15 protein-coding genes are annotated in these 16,350 nt (G+C 44.2%); 9 read left to right on the top strand and 6 right to left on the bottom strand.

The window, feature by feature from the left end; all coding sequences use genetic code 11:
* Nucleotides 1–43 precede the first annotated feature (43 nt).
* Nucleotides 44–1,612, bottom strand: a complete 1,569-nt coding sequence (locus R8N47_RS09295; protein WP_064354544.1) for a DEAD/DEAH box helicase — start codon at nucleotides 1,610–1,612, stop codon at nucleotides 44–46.
* A 718-nt stretch (nucleotides 1,613–2,330) separates the two neighbouring features.
* Here R8N47_RS09295 and R8N47_RS09290 point away from each other — a divergent pair.
* From R8N47_RS09290 to R8N47_RS09280, 3 genes are read left to right on the top strand one after another with little or no spacing between them, the layout of a single operon-like run.
* Nucleotides 2,331–3,686, top strand: coding sequence for a diguanylate cyclase domain-containing protein (locus R8N47_RS09290; RefSeq protein WP_064354545.1), 1,356 nt, complete (start codon nucleotides 2,331–2,333; stop codon nucleotides 3,684–3,686).
* A complete protein-coding gene (locus R8N47_RS09285; RefSeq protein WP_064354546.1) occupies nucleotides 3,673–4,989 on the top strand; it encodes a glycosyltransferase family 2 protein in 1,317 nt (438 codons plus the stop codon). The genes R8N47_RS09290 and R8N47_RS09285 overlap by 14 nt, the downstream gene beginning before the upstream one ends.
* 1 nt (nucleotide 4,990) lies before the next feature.
* A complete protein-coding gene (locus R8N47_RS09280; protein ID WP_064354547.1) occupies nucleotides 4,991–6,028 on the top strand; it encodes an HlyD family secretion protein in 1,038 nt (345 codons plus the stop codon).
* A gap of 51 nt (nucleotides 6,029–6,079) precedes the next feature.
* Here the strand turns inward: R8N47_RS09280 and R8N47_RS09275 are convergent, their stop codons facing one another.
* Nucleotides 6,080–6,790: a biotin/lipoate A/B protein ligase family protein gene (locus tag R8N47_RS09275; RefSeq protein WP_064354548.1), complete on the bottom strand. Its 711-nt coding sequence runs from the start codon at nucleotides 6,788–6,790 to the stop codon at nucleotides 6,080–6,082.
* A gap of 224 nt (nucleotides 6,791–7,014) precedes the next feature.
* On the opposite strand from R8N47_RS09275, the gene R8N47_RS09270 reads away from it, so the two are divergent.
* Nucleotides 7,015–7,341, top strand: coding sequence for a DUF4156 domain-containing protein (locus R8N47_RS09270; RefSeq protein WP_025767966.1), 327 nt, complete (start codon nucleotides 7,015–7,017; stop codon nucleotides 7,339–7,341).
* 79 nt (nucleotides 7,342–7,420) lie between these two features.
* Here the strand turns inward: R8N47_RS09270 and R8N47_RS09265 are convergent, their stop codons facing one another.
* Nucleotides 7,421–8,449, bottom strand: a complete 1,029-nt coding sequence (locus tag R8N47_RS09265; RefSeq protein WP_064354883.1) for a hypothetical protein — start codon at nucleotides 8,447–8,449, stop codon at nucleotides 7,421–7,423.
* 411 nt (nucleotides 8,450–8,860) lie between these two features.
* Entirely contained in the window at nucleotides 8,861–10,009 is a 1,149-nt protein-coding gene (locus tag R8N47_RS09260; protein ID WP_064354882.1) for a PLP-dependent aminotransferase family protein, read from the bottom strand.
* Between the two features lie 124 nt (nucleotides 10,010–10,133).
* On the opposite strand from R8N47_RS09260, the gene R8N47_RS09255 reads away from it, so the two are divergent.
* Complete coding sequence (locus R8N47_RS09255) at nucleotides 10,134–11,003, top strand: AraC family transcriptional regulator (protein ID WP_005387011.1); 870 nt, start codon at nucleotides 10,134–10,136, stop codon at nucleotides 11,001–11,003.
* 80 nt (nucleotides 11,004–11,083) lie between these two features.
* Nucleotides 11,084–11,986, top strand: a complete 903-nt coding sequence (locus R8N47_RS09250; RefSeq protein WP_064354881.1) for a LysR family transcriptional regulator — start codon at nucleotides 11,084–11,086, stop codon at nucleotides 11,984–11,986.
* A 77-nt stretch (nucleotides 11,987–12,063) separates the two neighbouring features.
* Here R8N47_RS09250 and R8N47_RS09245 read toward each other — a convergent pair whose 3' ends face one another.
* Complete coding sequence (locus tag R8N47_RS09245) at nucleotides 12,064–12,867, bottom strand: SDR family NAD(P)-dependent oxidoreductase (protein WP_064354880.1); 804 nt, start codon at nucleotides 12,865–12,867, stop codon at nucleotides 12,064–12,066.
* Between the two features lie 228 nt (nucleotides 12,868–13,095).
* Between R8N47_RS09245 and R8N47_RS09240 the strand changes: the two genes are divergently transcribed.
* Nucleotides 13,096–13,335, top strand: coding sequence for a YdcH family protein (locus R8N47_RS09240; protein ID WP_005373737.1), 240 nt, complete (start codon nucleotides 13,096–13,098; stop codon nucleotides 13,333–13,335).
* 73 nt (nucleotides 13,336–13,408) lie between these two features.
* Here R8N47_RS09240 and R8N47_RS09235 read toward each other — a convergent pair whose 3' ends face one another.
* Nucleotides 13,409–14,080 (bottom strand): cupin domain-containing protein, encoded by a 672-nt coding sequence (locus tag R8N47_RS09235; protein WP_064354879.1) that lies wholly within the window; start codon nucleotides 14,078–14,080, stop codon nucleotides 13,409–13,411.
* 208 nt (nucleotides 14,081–14,288) lie between these two features.
* Between R8N47_RS09235 and R8N47_RS09230 the strand changes: the two genes are divergently transcribed.
* Both R8N47_RS09230 and R8N47_RS09225 read left to right on the top strand, forming a co-directional pair.
* A complete protein-coding gene (locus R8N47_RS09230; RefSeq protein WP_064354878.1) occupies nucleotides 14,289–15,431 on the top strand; it encodes a hypothetical protein in 1,143 nt (380 codons plus the stop codon).
* Nucleotides 15,421–16,347: a metal ABC transporter solute-binding protein, Zn/Mn family gene (locus tag R8N47_RS09225; protein ID WP_169644445.1), complete on the top strand. Its 927-nt coding sequence runs from the start codon at nucleotides 15,421–15,423 to the stop codon at nucleotides 16,345–16,347. The genes R8N47_RS09230 and R8N47_RS09225 overlap by 11 nt, the downstream gene beginning before the upstream one ends.
* The last annotated feature ends 3 nt before the right edge of the window (nucleotides 16,348–16,350 follow it).

Below are 16,350 nucleotides of genomic sequence, written 5' to 3'. Positions count from 1 at the left end.
ATCAGCGGCTTTGTTGTATTTGCTATCGGTGGCCGTTTACAGATTAGTTTGCGGCCTGCGGACGAGGTTTACGGCGCTGACCTGACGGTTTGTTTCCTGTAGGTTTAGCATTGTTTGTCTTGCGGTTACCAGACGGTTTACCAGCGTTGCCACTCTTATTACCGTTTGGTTTATTTCCATTCGGTTTATTGCCATTTGGCTTGGTGCCGTTAGGTTTGCGGTCATCTGGTTTACTGTTTGCACGACCTTGGCCTTCACGGTTGCCTTTAGGCTTGCCTGCACCGCCTTGGTTGGTGCTGTTTTTGTTGCCGTTGTTACCACCGTTGAAGCGACGCTTAGGTTTGTTTGCACCATTGCCTGCTTTCTTTTCGGTTGCTGGAGCGTTTTCACCCGAAGCATTTGGCGCTTTTGGTTTTTTCGGCTTCTTAGGTTTTTTCGGTTTGATTGGGCGAGTATCCAGTTTGGATTCTGGCACCACATTGGTTGGCGCAAAACCTTCCAGCTCTTTACGTGGTAGTACTTCTTGAATCAAACGTTCAATCGCAAACAACTCAGATGCTTCTAGCGCACACACGAGTGAAATCGCTTTACCTACTTCGCCCGCGCGGCCAGTACGACCAATACGGTGAACGTAGTCTTCTGCCACTTTAGGTAGCTCAAAGTTCACCACTTGCGGTAATTGAGGAATATCAATACCGCGTGCAGCAATGTCCGTCGCGACCAACACACGAATTTCACCCGATTTGAAATCCGCCAGTGCTTTGGTACGTGCGCCTTGGCTCTTGTTGCCGTGGATGGCAGCAGCCGGTAGATTTTGTTCGATCAGGAACTTCGCCAGACGGTTTGCGCCGTGTTTCGTTTTCGTAAACACCAGCACTTGCTTCCAATCGCCGTCTTTGATCAATTTAACCAACATCGGTGCTTTTTTCTTCACGTCTGCTGGGTAGATGCTTTGCTCAACCGTTCTCGCCGTCGAGTTTGCCGGGTTCACTGAAATCTCAACCGGGTTGTTCACCAAGCCTTTCGCAAGGTCGCGGATTTCATCCGAGAAAGTCGCCGAGAACAGTAGGTTCTGACGCTGTTTTGGTAGCAGAGCTAGGATCTTACGAATGTCACGGATAAAGCCCATATCCAACATACGGTCTGCTTCATCCAGCACTAGCACTTCCAGTTGGTCGAACTTCACCGCATTTTGGTTGTACAAATCCATCAGGCGCCCTGGTGTCGCGACCAACACATCCGCACCTTTGCGAAGACGCAGCATTTGCGGGTTGATCTTCACACCACCAAAAACCACCGCACTGCTTAGTGGAAGATGACGGCCGTACATAAACACGTTTTCTTGCACCTGAGCCGCAAGTTCACGCGTTGGCGTCAGGATAAGTGCACGAACTTGGTTAGCACGAACGCGAGGGCCGTTCGATAAACGCTCAAGAATCGGTAGCGTAAAGCCTGCAGTTTTACCTGTACCAGTCTGCGCTGCTGCCATTACGTCTTTCCCTTCCAAAATAGCAGGAATTGCTTTTGCCTGAATTGGCGAAGGGGTGTCGTAGCCTTTCTCTTGAATAGCTTTAAGGATTGGAGCAGATAGACCTAACGAGGTAAAACCCATATGTATGATTCTCAATTGTAGAGTTAGATAACAACGCGCCGAAAACAAATCGGTGCGAAAAGTGCGACATTCTGAGGCTTTTAAGCGCAGGCTTCAACTAATTCCGTCATGGATAAATATTTGAACTGGATCTCATTTCTTTTTTGAACAAAAAAGAGCATAGAAAAGTGACGTAGATTCATTCTGTAGTTTGAATGTGTTACGTGTTCTTTCGGAAAAAACAGCGAGAAAAATGGTGATTATTAATCACTCAAACGGCTTAAAAATACTTATTTGATAAATAATCAGAATGATTGAATGTTATTCAGTGTTTTGCCACTCAATTTTAATGGAAATTAGTTGGTAAAGTATTACCAAGTCTCAGATTTGATACATGACGGTATGGTTAAATGCTGAGCAGAAAGGAATCGACTGATATAAAACAATGAGCTTGATGTGAATGCAAGGATCTAATTCTGCATCAAATCGCACTATTATCCCAGCTTGCTAACAAAAGGTTGTACTATGCGCTTTGCTGTCCGATTTCTCTACTCACAGACTCCTTCACACTTTATTCAGAGATCTTTCTGCTTTTACTGCCTGAGTTAAAGCTCTCTAAATATTTGTTCTATTGTTGTATTTAACGGTGGCAAGGTTTGTCTACCTAGAGTGCCTTGTTACTGCAAGTTCTATATTTCTGATGTTATGAATTAATTTTGTGGTTGTGAGAACTAATAAAATGTCGTCAATAAATAACAATTTCTACTGGGTTGGTGAACAGCCTGTCAGTGAGTTAGCTGAAGATATGGTTTTGGTTAATCATATTGATGAGGTGGCAACGGGACTCGGTGGCATGGTGTGTATTGCTTATCAAGATTCACACCAAATAGATACCGCGCTAAAAGCGTTTTATCAGGAGAAAGGACGTTGGTCTTGGGCGGTTTATGTCTCCGTGGAAACCCCTTATTCTCGATGCGTTACCGACGGTGTATTTGAAGTTAGAGAATCAATAAAAATTTGGCGATCTATTCAAAATAAGCTCGATGCCATTGATGAACCGGAAGTGTTAGACCCTTTGATTGGTTGGCTTGGGGTCAATCGTCAGCGAAGAGTGACTGCTTTAAAAAGCTTAGAGTCTATGTCGGTTTATTCGTATCCAATTATCGATATGTTCTTTCCTGATATTTATTCGACTTATCGATACGTACTCTCAGAGCAAGGTCGCGGAGTATTAGAAGCAGAAGTACTGATCGACAGAATTCGTGTTTGTTCTCAATGTAATAGCGGGCACTTGAATTATGTAGAGGTGTGCCCGGATTGCAGCAGCATCGATATCGACTCTCAAAGCTCTTTGCACTGCTTCACTTGTGGCCATGTTGGTGAACAACACAGCTTTCAGCGCCGTGGAAAGCTCGAGTGCCCCAAATGTTTGACTCAGCTGCGCCATATCGGCGTTGATTATGATCGCCCGCTTGAAAACCACGTTTGTAATAGTTGCTCCAGTTTATTTGTTGAAGCGGCGACGATCAGTCAATGTTTAAGTTGTGACTCAAAGATCAAGGTTGAAGAGCTTGTTGTCCGTAAAATTTACCAATATCGACTTGGTGAAGTGGGTGAATACATTTTCCAACACGGTAAGTCCATTCAAGCTCCTGAACTCTCGATCAAAGGCAAAGTGGAAGTCAGCTTTTTCCAAAATTTGCTTGCATGGTTGAATAAAGTCGCGCTGAGACACAAAGAACAGCACCTTCTACTTGGACTGCATTTACCGACGATCGATGAATACGGTAAGCAATATGGCGATGCAAGATTGTTCTCATTGATGGATCAACTGACGCGTCGTCTTAGCGGCTTGTTTAGAGATACCGATATCTGTTGTCAGTACAAACAGGATGTTTTGCTTGTCCTAATGCCAAATACGACCAACGCGAGCCTGTCCATTTTACAGCAAAAATTATCGGATCTGGGTGAACTAGTTGAAGACGAAGAGTTTGAGTTGGATGTCTTTGCTTGGGACCTGCCCGATCCGATCATTGAAGACGGTGTTTCTGTTTGGATGGAATCGCTGATGGGTGAGATTTATGCTGCAAGATAGTCTCGTTCTGCTCGACTATCTTCGAGGCATGCTACTTCACAATGAAGAGTTATGGCTATTACTGTTTCCCGTCATGATCATTATCGAGCTACCTCTATATTTGCTGGTGCTAACAGGGATATTTCGTTGGTCATATGCGCAAGAAGACCGAGAATTAAAGCGGTTTCCTTCAGTGAGTTTCGTTATTACTTGTTATGGTGAAGGTGATGCGATTGGAATCACTATCGATACGTTAGTTGAGCAAGTTTACCCAGGTCATATTGAAATACTTGCTGTGGTTGATGGGGCGGTACAAAACCAAGATACCTATCAAGCCGCGTTAAATGGTGAGAAAAGGCATGCAGGCGTTCGTAATCGTAAAGTGCGCGTGTTGCCAAAATGGCAACGAGGAGGCAGGGTCTCAACACTGAATGCCGGCTTATCAATGGCTAGTGGTGAAATCGTCATTAACGTGGATGGAGATACGTCATTCGATAACGACATGGTCTTCACCATGATGAAACAGTTTGCGGATAAAAATGTGATTGCGAGCGGTGGTGCGTTAAGAGTTCGCAACCATAACGCCAACTTGTTGACCAAAATGCAATCCTTGGAGTACATGCTGTCGATGCAAGCCGGTAAAACGGGGATGGCGACGTGGGGAGTGCTCAATAACATTTCTGGCGCCTTCGGAGCGTTTCGGAAGAACCTGCTTAAGCAAGTGGGGGGCTGGGATACGCATACCGCAGAAGATCTCGACTTAACCATGCGCTTGAAGCAATACAAACGTCGTTACCCTGATAATAAATTGGCCTTTTCGACGCACTCCATCGGCCATACTGATGTACCAGATACGTTGAAAGGTTTGGTATTGCAGCGGTTGCGTTGGGATGGCGATTTATTGTTTTTGTTTTTGCGTAAACACAATGAAGGGTTGTCTCCACGGTTACTTGGTTGGGGAAACTTCTTATTCACTTTGGCTTATGGCGTGATTCAAAACGTTTTATTGCCGCTGCTTGTGGTGATATTTAGCGTGTACATGGTGATTGTCTATCCACTTAAATTTGTATTGGCGTTGATGCTAATGCTCTATTTTGTCTACCTCTTCTTATCAGCTCTGATTTTTGTTGTCTACATTGGGCTTGTATCAGAGAGAAAAAAAGAGGATTTGAAGTCAGCGAAATGGTTATTTCTTTACCCTTTCTACCAGTTTTTCATGCGTTTGATTACCGCTTTCTCAATGGTTAATGAAGTTGTGAGGAGAAGTCATGAAGAGTCGAGTATGGCACCTTGGTGGGTATTGAAGCGAGGTAAAAAGTTTTAGTATGAAAGTTAACTTTCACTTAGATAAGAAAAATAAACCGCAGTCTGAGAACGGGATGAAAGTCGTCTACGGACAGGCAAAGCGTGGCGGTTATCGTCTCCGTTGGTACTTGATTTTAGCGATTGTAATCAGTCCGCTTTTGTTTATGGCTTATTACTTGTTTAGAACGCAAGTATTAGTGACGGCACCCGCCATTATCACGTCACATCCACTTACGGTGACGGCAACTCGCTCTGCCATTGTTGGGCCAGTGCCTGTGAATGTCGGTACGGAAGTGACTCAGGATCAAGCGCTGCTGTTGTTAAAAGATAATGCGTTGAACAAGGAGATTGATTTTATAAAAGAAGAGTTGATTAAATTGTCAAAAAATCAGGTTCAGAGTACTGATGAGCTATACAAAAGTGCTATTGAAAGCTCAGCCGAAGGCTTGAAGAAGGTCCGTGATATTCAGAAAAAATACGACGTTTACAGAAAGAAAGGGCAGGTGTCTGAGGTGGATTACGCGGCTATTGTGAGTGTGAATAACTCACTGAGCAATCAGTTAAGCAGTCAGAAAATTGCTTATGTGGATGCGATGCGTAACTTGGAAGAGTTAGAGTTGGCTGGTCCAGTGACACAAGAGTATCGATCATTAATGCGTGAGTTGGTAGTCAAACGCGCGCAACAAGAAAATTTAACTTTTCGTTCTCCTATGAAAGGGGGCGTGCTCGATGTTCATGTACACGAAGGGCAAAATGTCTCTGAAAATACTCCCTTACTTACGATCGCTCGCAATGTTACGCCGGAGATAACCGCTTTCTTAAACCCTAAATATCTCCAATACAGTAAGATGGATACTAAAGCGAAAGTTGTATTTCCTGATGGTCGAAAGTTTAGAGCGACGGTATCGAAGCCAGTTGAGGTTGTGAACAAATTGCCTTCTGAACTGCAAAGCCCATTCGAAGGTCAACCTGCGTATTTGAAGGTGACGCTGAGTTTTGATGAAGCTCTAGAAAAAAGCCGTTGGATTGAAGGCGTAGAAGTCGAAGTTCGCTTTTAATATCGTTAAACAAAAAAGGAGCTTTTGCTCCCTTTTTGTTTACACTGATTTTTACTCCGCTTTTGCATGCATTAAAAACGCGCTAGTTAATTGCTGAAAGAGTGAATCTACCGACGGACGGTCGGATATATGATGGAAGAGCGGTGTGTGGACATCACCACGAATATCATCGCTGTGACCGCAAAGCTGATTACACATTTGTACTGGTTCGACAATCTTCTCGACGTCGGCATCAATCAGAATGCATGCTTGTGATAACACCACTTGTCCACCGCCTTTTTTAAGTAAAACGCGCTGCGCGGTTCCCACGATTTTTTGCCCGTCAATGTTGAGGTTGTACTCGCCATCGCAGTAGGAATACGGTGTAGCATGAACATCCACTTTCACGCCGAGCTGTTCAAAGAAAACCGTTAATATCGCACATAAATCGAGATACGCTTTTTTGATGTTGTAAGGCTCGCCTTCTGGCCAGTGGTAAATGTGGGATAGATTGATAATACCTGGCACTTGAGGGACTGGTGCACCACCGGTTTTACGGGAAAAGAGTTTCCAGCCCGACATGTTTAACGCATGTTCTAACTCATTAGACACTGGCCATTTCTTACCAGCGGGAAGCACGAGCGTTGGGTTTTTTACTTGCCAAAGCAATAGCACTTGCGAGAGTTGGTTGGACTGAACTTGTTTAATGAGCTCATCTTCTTTGTCAAATGCATCAGCGACTTCCGTAGCTGTGTAGCGAATTAGCTTATTTTTAGCAACCAAACTCTATCCCTCGCGGCTATTTAATCATTACTGTTGTATCTCAGATACAGCTTTATTGCTAGGTTTGAGTGATTAGGTTTTTGCTCGCTAGTTGCATGATCACCTTTTGAGTCTTTTCCGTTGTCCATTAAGTTTGCTTGAACACGCGATAAAAAGTTTTTGCTAGTCATCACATCAGCCATTCATAAAATCTGCCATCTATGAAATTTTTTGGCGATATAAGTATGAAAAAGCGAGTGATGACCCTCGCGTTAGCGGCATCATTAACGGGATGTGTGACGTTCCCAACTCAAGAATCTGAGCAAGTACAGGTGCTTTGGGATAATGTGAATGCGATTGAAAACTGTGAACTAATGGGTACCGTGATCGGCTCAGAAGGGCACTTTTACGACTACTGGCTTCACGCAGATAAAGACATGGTTTGGGGTACGTTAAACCAAATGCGCATCAAGGCGGCAGATTTAGGCGCAGATACCTTGTACTTATATCAACCGTTGAGCTTTTCTACGTCAGTGACGATGTTTGCAAATGCTTACAAGTGCAAACAGTAGCTATTGGCTTGATCATAATTGAAAGACAGGCGCTGCTCGCCTGTCTTTGATGCGTTCTACAAATACTGGCGACTTTACGTTAATTAACGTTTGCTGTCGCCACCGCTGATGTATCAGAAAACGACAATGTAAAGTCTCGCTCGGTATTAAGCACTTTGGCTGGAAACTCTAAACTCAACTGCGTATGTGGCGCGATTTCTGAAGCAATGCTAGTAACGAATTTTCGGGTTTCTCCAGGAGAGATCGATATGTCACTTCCACCTTGTGATGAGAGCTCAGCGATACCCATTGTTTCAAGTGTGTTACCTGCAGTATCCGCCAGGTGTAGTAAAGATTCTGACTTGTAGATTAATTCTCCACTTTCTGTGCGATATGCATTAAACGAGTTGAAATTTGGTTGCAATGATCCTTGTGAACCAATGTTAGTAACGGAAAATGTCACATTAGCGCCATCAAAGTTCTCGACTCTTACAAGTACGTTACTGTCTTGGTAACGAGCGGCTGCTGCCGCAGTTGCTTGCTGTTTCTGCCTCTGTTTCTCTTTTTCAATGTCGCTTAACTGTTTCTGCTCATTAGCGATTCGATTCTTTGCCATGTAGTACGACTGATCGACCATTGCTATTAAAGCGGGGATTGAATACAAAGTGAGGCCTTCCAAATGGTCAAAGTCGATTTTGGCATGTTGAGTACGTTTATGATTAGAAAATTGGCAGTAACCATCAATCAAACTGATTAAAGCCACTTCAAAAGTGCCCTGTAATCGGCTTACTTCCTGTGCTGCTTTCTCTAGATTTGAGCGGACTTTCCGAATCTCTTCCAAACTCTTTTGTGAAAGACGACCGTTTGGCGATACGTCGTTAGAAACCGAAACCAGTTCTTCGGTCACAAATGGATTGTTTTCGGCAGGAATCACCGTAGTGATACGGTTAGATTTGGTGATGTCTTCGCCTAATAAAACTATCATTTTTTGCGATGCGGCGGTTGTGTTGCCCACTAATACGTCACTACAGTTTGGCGACGTATTGGCATACCCGGCGAATGCGGTAAAAAGTGAAAGTGTAACGGACCAGCCGATGGTGACGAGTCCTGTCGTGGTTCGAGTATTCATCCTGATAACCCCTCTGTCATTTGGTGCGATTCACTGACGTAATTGCCAATCAAAAGATTGGCTCGCGACATTCAGAATGGTTCTGGTCAACCCTTCGTAGTGGGTATGCCCACAGATGCTTTTTTAGTCGTTTATCAACCGCTAAGCCACGATTGATAAAGTGTCTGAAATTGAGAGCATTAACGCTGCGAAGTTGATGTCTTTGACTGAAAGATAGACGTAACTTTTCCAACCATCAAATACGTGATTGAGTTCTCATTTTTATATGAGTGAGAGGTTCAAGAGAAAACAGGCACTTACTGTAGAGAGTTGATTTGAAGGAAAAATATAAATTTTTTTAGGGAACTTTTTTGATGCTGCCTTTGAGACTTTTTTTGAATCTCAAAGGCAGGTTCTTACACTCGCGCTCAATTACAACGTGTTGAGGACATCCGCGAGTCGAGAGACAGCTGTCGTCAGTTCTTCTGGTGTAGCATTGGTAAAGTTAAGACGCAGAGCGGCTTTTACCTTTGAACCTTCTGGATAAAAGACCGGGCTCGGCACTACAGCAACCCAGTTTGCGAGAAGGTTTTTCGCCAGTTCGAAGGTGTCGCATTCTGGAATTTCGACCCAAACGAACATACCACCATCGACGGGTTTGAGTACGCAACTTTCTGGCAGCTGTTTTTGCAGTTCAGCAAACATGACATCGTAACGTGATTTGTAAAGCGCACAGATGGTTGAAATGTGCGTTTCGAAGTTGTCATGTTGCAGTAGACCATGCAGCAAAGCTTGCATAGGAATACTAGAGTGCAGATCGGCACCTTGTTTAATTTTGATGAGTGGCTCAAGGTAGCTACTCTTGCCCGTAACTACACCAATACGCAAGCCTGGTGAAGCTATTTTGGAGAAAGAGCGCAATACGATGGAGTGCTGCGGGCAGAAATCCGAAACTAGCGGCAGTGCTTCACCAGAAAAACGCAGCTCGCGGTATGGTGCGTCTTCAATGAATGCAACGTCGTATTGGATACAAAGTTCGGCAACTTTTTGGCGAGTCTCTAGCGCCCAGCATACGCCCGTTGGGTTGTGAAAATCGGGTACGGCGTAGAACATTTTTGGTTGCTGCGTGGCAAAGCATTGTTCGAGTTCTTCAAGGTTTGGACCACGCTCGGTTTGTGAAACGGTCACGATGTTGGCTTGCACTAGACCGAATACTTGCATAGCACCAAGGTAGCTCGGTGCTTCCATCACCACTTTATCGCCCGGATTCACGTACGCACGCGCAATCAAATCTAGCCCTTGCTGAGAGCCCGTTGTGATCATAGCCAAATGAGATTCCGGCAGCTGGTAATAATCGGTCAAAAAGTTAAGTAGCGGGGCGTAGCCTGCTGTTGCGCCGTATTGAAACACCTCTGGCATATTAGCGAGGTTTTCGAGCGTCGGTTTCATTAAGTCGATCGGGAAGGTTTTTTCGTCCGGTAAACCACCTGCAAGAGAAATGACGTTCTTATCGCTCGCTGCAGCGAGGATTTCTCGGATGTAGGATGACTTAGTTTGTTGTAATGACTGTGCGATTTCCATGTGCTGTGCTTCTCGTAATTGTCTTTTTTATGTCAGAAATAGTATAGGTAAATTGCCAAGCTTGGTGTGTCCATTTATGCTGTTAAACATGTCCATTTATGCTATTTAAGCGAAAATTTACTCCGTGAGCCACCAACAAGTTTCTAGGATCAATGACGTGCTGTTTTACATTCACCAGGACATTAGCAGAGATTTATCGGCTAAAGAGCTAGCAGATGTAGCAGCCTATTCTGAACAGCACTTCCATCGTATTTTTAAAGATGTGGTAGGGGAGTCTGTCCATCAATATATCCGTCGCACAAGAATGGAATACGCCGCCAATCAACTGATGTTTGATACCAGCTCGTCGGTGTTAGACATTGCTAACAAGTGCGGCTTTAGCTCGGTATCTTCTTTTAGCCGAGCATTTAAAGCAACGTTCGCTATGTCTCCTGGCGCGTGGCGAAAGCATGATTTACAAGTCGCAGAAAAGCCGTATCTAAAAGATCCGGAAGTGGCTGCGGGTTATCATCGGGTTGCTAAACGCGAGTTGCCAGAACCTAAAATTATGGAGGTTCCACAACGCTTTGCGGCTTATGTGCGGCATGAGGGTTATAGCCGTTCCATTCGCAATGCGTGGCTAATTTTGAAGGCGTGGGCAAGCTCTGAGAATCGGGACTTTTCGGTTCAATACGGTTTGCATCACTCCAACCCCGCTTGGGTCGAGCTCGATAAGTGTCGCTATGTGGCTTGTATGGCGATTGATAAGCCGCTTAAAGTACGCGGTGTCGTGAATCAAATGACGATTCCGGGTGGTTTACATGCTGTTTTTCGCTTAACAGGCGTATATGGAGAGCTTCTTCCTCAATTGAGTATGGTGTTAGAGAAGTGGTTGCCGAATTCAGGCTTTAAGCAGCGTTCTACTCCCGCTTATGTTCACTATCATAAAAACCATTTCCTCAGCCATGATGAGGCGTTTGAGCTGGACTTCTATCTTCCCATCAGTTTTTTCTAACCGGAGTACTTATTTACTATCCATAAGGAAGAAAATGCTAAGCTCTATATGGTGATTTTTTACAAATAATTGAAAATTAAATGAACATCGATCATGTAAAGCTATTTGTCCGTTTGGCTTCGACACACAACATCAGCATGGCTGGCCAGGAGCTTGGACTTTCTCCTGCTGTCGCTAGTGCGCACATCAACAAACTTGAGGACAGCTTAGGAGTTCGTTTAGTTCATCGCACCACACGCAAAGTTTCCTTAACTGAAGAAGGGCAGGCTTTTTTACCTCACGCGGAGGAGGTCCTTGCAACAGTGGAGGCAGCAAGGGGAGCTGTTGGATCAGGGCAGAGTGCGCCAACGGGAGTATTACGTATGACCGCTTCTGCAACTTTTGGTCGCTTGCATATTGTGCCCGCATTAAAAGGTTTTATGGCGCGTTACCCAGGGTTAACCGTGGACTGCCGATTTTCTGATTCCATTATTGATCTGGTTGAGGGAGGTTTCGATGTCGCCATTCGTGTCGCTGAGTTGAAAGATTCTTCATTGGTCGCAAGAAAGCTTGCGCCAGATCGTCGTATTATCGTTGCATCACCAGATTATATTGAACAATTTGGGAGGCCTAACAAGCCCCAAGACTTGACGAATCATGAATGTATTAACTTAGTTGGAATGAATAATTGGTCATTCAATACAAAAGATGGAATGTTCAATGTAAGAACTTCTGGTCGTTTTAAAACCGATAATGGTGATGCGATGAGAGACGCGACGGTAAACGGGTTAGGTATTTCTATCAACTCGGTTTGGAGTGTTTATCAAGAATTACAAAGTGGTCAGCTAGTGGAAGTACTCGAAGATCACCCTTTAGCGATGGATGCTGGGATTTGGGCTGTGTACCCAAGCTCTCGTTTAATTGCGCCTAAGGTGCGTGCCTTTATTGATTACTTTGCTGAATACTATGGCACGCCACCTTATTGGGAGTTTGCGGAAAAGTGATAACAAGTTTCACTTATCGAATACATTGTTTTTAAGGTCCGAATAAAAACGAACCTCAAGATAATTCTTAATTGTTATTAATAGGGTTTGCTTAGGATTAATTCAATACTATCAATTATCTGCTGTGTTTTGCTTTGATCTAATGTATCAGGGTGTGGGGGCGCAAATGCTTCAATGTCATTATCGAAGTACATACCATGCGCTTGGGCAAACTCTTCTGATAGCGCAGCGCGAGTTAGAATATCTGCCCCTAAGCGGATATCACCACCAGCAACCCCATAAGCATCTTTAACCATCTTACTACCTAGGAATGATTTTGGGTTTACTGATACCAACATAGGGCCAGTGTTCTTAAGCTTTAGTCCGATTGCTCGTGACCACATCGTTAATGCCAATTTGCTTTGGGCATATGCTTCGCCATCTGACAATGGTTTGTTACCGAGTAAAGCGCTAGTGTTTACTGTTGTTTGTGCAGCTGAAGACAAATTAACCACACGACCCGTATCACCGAGCAACGGCAATAGCTCTCTAGTGAGTAAGTAGGGAGCAATGGTGTTGACTGCGAAGCGTACATCAAGACCCTCTTTAGTTCTTGGATTTGGTGTTGCGTACACACCAGCATTGTTAATGATGACGTCTAAATGATTGAACCGTTCTGTTATCTCCATCACTATCTGTTTTACCGCATTGGGAGAGGATAAATCAGCAACAAGGCTTTCAACTTTACCACTTTTCATCTCCCTCAAACTTTGCTCAACTTGTTGAACTTTTTCTATATTCCGGCCATGGATTATTACGTGTTGTTCACGCTTAATTAACATTTTCGCGGTTTCTAAACCAATACCGTCAGTAGATCCAGTAACTAGAATTGTCTTTCGCATGATCGCTCTCATTGTTGAGGGTTATTATAGAACGATCATAGTGGCATCTTTTGCATTCGACTATTGAGACTAAAAAGAAAACACTTTCTAGGAAAAATTGAAAATAACTTTGTTGTTCTTTTTGTGGACGGTGCGACGAATTAACGTCTCATTAGATGCTACGGTTATACATGTGGTGCTCAAAAATTAGGCACTATTTTGTACTCAAATAATAGCCAAGAGGTCTCTATGTTAGGTGAAAATCACTCATTAACTCATGAATTCCCAGAACATTTGGATACCATTACCCAGCTTACCGAAAACGATGCATCATTTGCTGAAACCGTTAAAAACTACAATGCTTTAGATAAGGAAATCCGCGTACTAGAACTTCAAGGAAGCCCGATTGATGATCACGAAATGAACGTGTTAAAACATAACCGGGCTGAGCTCAAAGACTGGCTCCACTCGCGAATAATGGGTTCTTAGTGACGAAATGATCATCGGCTCGTAAATAGCGGGCCGATTTTAGTTCCAATGGACGATGCCAAGTGTGCAAACATTAGGGGTGCTGAGCAGGAGCTTGGAGCGGCAGGTGACCAGTTTTTACCCAAATGATCGTTTCTTGCTCTACAAAAGGAAAATGCTCACTCATATGTGGACTGCGTACCCAAGAGTAGGGAGGATAGGTTCCTAGCTCGTCTTTAAATTCCCCCGATAACACAAAAATTTCTTCACCACCAAAGTGACGGTGTGGTTGAAACTTCTCGCCTTTCGGCCATTTAACCAATGCGACATGTTCATGCTCAAAATCATGCAATGGCATGACTTTCAGCCCACCGATGCCAGGTAACCAATTCGCTTCGTTCGTGTTGATGCGAACTGTTTCAAGATCATCAGAATTGAATTGATTTAGTTTAACTAAAATCACACAGCCTTCTTTGCTATAGGGCGCATGTTTACTTCCAGGAGGGTTACGCAAGTAGGTTCCAGCAGGGTAGTCACCATCTTCGTCAGAGAACACTCCTTCGAGCACTAATATTTCTTCTCCTTGAGGGTGAGGATGAGTCGAAAAGTGCGAGTTTGGCTCATACTTCACTACGCTGGTGGTGTGCCCTGATTCTTTGGCTTCTCTTTCCAAAGGTTTGCGCCACACATCTTTGGAAGGGCTGGCGATCCATTCCTGTTGAGCAGTATCTATCACGATTCTTTTTGAAAAATCCATATTCAACATATTGAAATTCCGTTACTTATTTAATTACTAATTCTCATTAGTATACGTTTAAAAAACATCAATTGATTCATTTGTTGATAGCCTAATTCATGGATTGAGTACGAACATGAAATCGGAGCCTAATTTAAATTTCTGCTTGTGTAATGAGAATTGTTATATTATAACATCGCAAAATTAAATGTTATAACATAACAAAAAGGAAAAAGTAGTGAATAAGAAATTGGTGTCTCTCGTGATCGGTAGCATTTTTGCATCCCCTGTTTTTGCCGACACACTATCGAACCCACAGATTAGTGTTGTTGTTGATGGCTACTACCAAGATGGCCAGCGTCATAATTCTGAGCGCGAAGAAGGCTTTGGTCTAGGCCATACGGAATTAAACTTCTCATCAAATATCGACGACAAGTTTTACGGCGCATTGACCGCGGTTCTTGAAAGTCATGGTGATGATACAGAATTAGAGCTTGAAGAGGCATTCATCGAAACTTTGGCATTGCCATATGGTGTAAACGTGCGCGCTGGCCGATTCCTATCTGACTTTGGTTACCTGAACAACCAACACATGCACACAGACAGCTTTGTTGAGCGTCCAATTGCTTACCGTACTTTCCTTGGCTCGCATTACTACGATGACGGTGTGCGCGCAAACATCGTTCTTCCAACAGACCTATATGTGAAGTTGGGTGTAGAAGCGTTAAGCGGCAGCAAGATGTCTTCTGTTGAAGATGGTTCTGAAGTTGGCGTTTACACGACAACACTTAAGCTTGGCAGCGATTTCTCAGAGTCTTCAAGCTGGCAGTTTGGCCTGAGCTACCTACGTAACGAAAACGGTAAGGTTAAAGAATTCGAAGATCACGACCACGGTCATGAAGAAGAGCATGATCACGATCACCATCATGGCGCAGCAGTGACAGGTGCGAACCTTTACGGTGCTGATTTTGTTTGGAAATGGGCACCAGACGGTAATTACAAATACAGCAACTTCACGCTATCGGCTGAATACATGCTGTTAGACGGTGTGGTAGATAGCAAATATAAAAACGATGCAGAGTCACCAGACAACCTAAGCGCATACTATGTTGCGGGCGTTTATCGCTTCAACCCAAGCTGGTCAGCTGGTCTACGTTACGGCGAAGCAGAAAGCTACGATGGTCATGCACACGGCGACCACATGCATTTCACTGAGCTGAATGATAAAGAAATGGATGCGATGATCGCATGGGATTCTTCTCATTTCGGTACTATCCGTGCGCAATACACTCGCATTGATAACCAAGACAGCGAGACAGACAACGTGTTCACTCTGCAATATGTGATGACATTTGGAGCGCACGGTGCTCATGCGTTCTAAGCTGACATTGAATAAATGCAGTTTGGTGATGATGGCGGCAGGAGCTGCCATCATTGCTTCGCCTGCTTCGGCTCTAAACATTTTCGTTTGTGAGCCAGAATGGAAAGCCTTTCTTGAAAGCCACGCGCCAGATGCCAGTATTTATTCAGCGACAACGGCTAAGCAAGACCCACATTACGTACAAGCTCGTCCTTCTTTGATTGCGAAGATGCGCCAAGCGGACATGGCAATGTGTTCGGGCGCAGAACTAGAGGTTGGGTGGTTACCTATGCTGCAAGTTCGTAGCAGCAATGCGGCGGTGCAAAATGGTGCGCCGAGCATGATCTACGCGACGGACTTCGTGCGCATGTTAGATACTCATGCTCACGTTGACCGTAGCATGGGAGATATACACGCTCACGGTAACCCACATGTTCAATTTGCGGCAAATGACATGATTCCATTATCTCGTAAAGTCACGGATCGCCTAAAAGCGATTGATCCCGACAACGCACAAAGTTACCAAGTGAATGGTATGAAGTTTCGTGCTCATTGGCGTAAAAAGCTTAAAGAATGGAATGAGAAAGGGGCTGCTTTAAAGGGTAAGCAAGTTGTCGGTTATCACGCGACGTATCGTTATTTGTACGATTGGCTCGGAATGAAGCAGATTGCCGATCTCGAACCTAAACCGGGCATTTCACCGACCACATCTCACCTGCAATCACTTACCAAGTTAGATGCTGACAGTTTTGATGCGATTGTTTACTCCTCTCATCAGGATCAGCGTCCAGCGAACTGGTTGCAAGATCATACTGACAAACCTGTGATTCAACTGCCATTGACCGTTTCTGAGGGTGAAAGCTTGGATGAGATGTACGATCAGGTCATTGATGATTTACTGGATGTGTTAGTGCCGCCCGTTCCTGTGAAGATCTAAGCC

Source organism: Vibrio sp. 2132-1 (genome assembly GCF_033344315.1).
Note: the sequence above shows the minus strand (reverse complement) of the source record. Positions and strands in the feature narration are given on the sequence as shown.

What these genes read in the sequence shown, in the direction of transcription:
- R8N47_RS09295 (WP_064354544.1), bottom strand. Translation starts at nt 1,612, where the DNA reads ATGGGTTTTACCTCGTTAGGTCTATCTGCTCCAATCCTTAAAGCTATT.
- R8N47_RS09225 (WP_169644445.1), top strand. Translation starts at nt 15,421, where the DNA reads ATGCGTTCTAAGCTGACATTGAATAAATGCAGTTTGGTGATGATGGCG.
- R8N47_RS09240 (WP_005373737.1), top strand. Translation starts at nt 13,096, where the DNA reads ATGTTAGGTGAAAATCACTCATTAACTCATGAATTCCCAGAACATTTG.
- R8N47_RS09250 (WP_064354881.1), top strand. Translation starts at nt 11,084, where the DNA reads ATGAACATCGATCATGTAAAGCTATTTGTCCGTTTGGCTTCGACACAC.
- R8N47_RS09245 (WP_064354880.1), bottom strand. Translation starts at nt 12,867, where the DNA reads ATGCGAAAGACAATTCTAGTTACTGGATCTACTGACGGTATTGGTTTA.
- R8N47_RS09235 (WP_064354879.1), bottom strand. Translation starts at nt 14,080, where the DNA reads ATGTTGAATATGGATTTTTCAAAAAGAATCGTGATAGATACTGCTCAA.
- R8N47_RS09265 (WP_064354883.1), bottom strand. Translation starts at nt 8,449, where the DNA reads ATGAATACTCGAACCACGACAGGACTCGTCACCATCGGCTGGTCCGTT.
- R8N47_RS09285 (WP_064354546.1), top strand. Translation starts at nt 3,673, where the DNA reads ATGCTGCAAGATAGTCTCGTTCTGCTCGACTATCTTCGAGGCATGCTA.
- R8N47_RS09270 (WP_025767966.1), top strand. Translation starts at nt 7,015, where the DNA reads ATGAAAAAGCGAGTGATGACCCTCGCGTTAGCGGCATCATTAACGGGA.
- R8N47_RS09290 (WP_064354545.1), top strand. Translation starts at nt 2,331, where the DNA reads ATGTCGTCAATAAATAACAATTTCTACTGGGTTGGTGAACAGCCTGTC.
- R8N47_RS09280 (WP_064354547.1), top strand. Translation starts at nt 4,991, where the DNA reads ATGAAAGTTAACTTTCACTTAGATAAGAAAAATAAACCGCAGTCTGAG.
- R8N47_RS09260 (WP_064354882.1), bottom strand. Translation starts at nt 10,009, where the DNA reads ATGGAAATCGCACAGTCATTACAACAAACTAAGTCATCCTACATCCGA.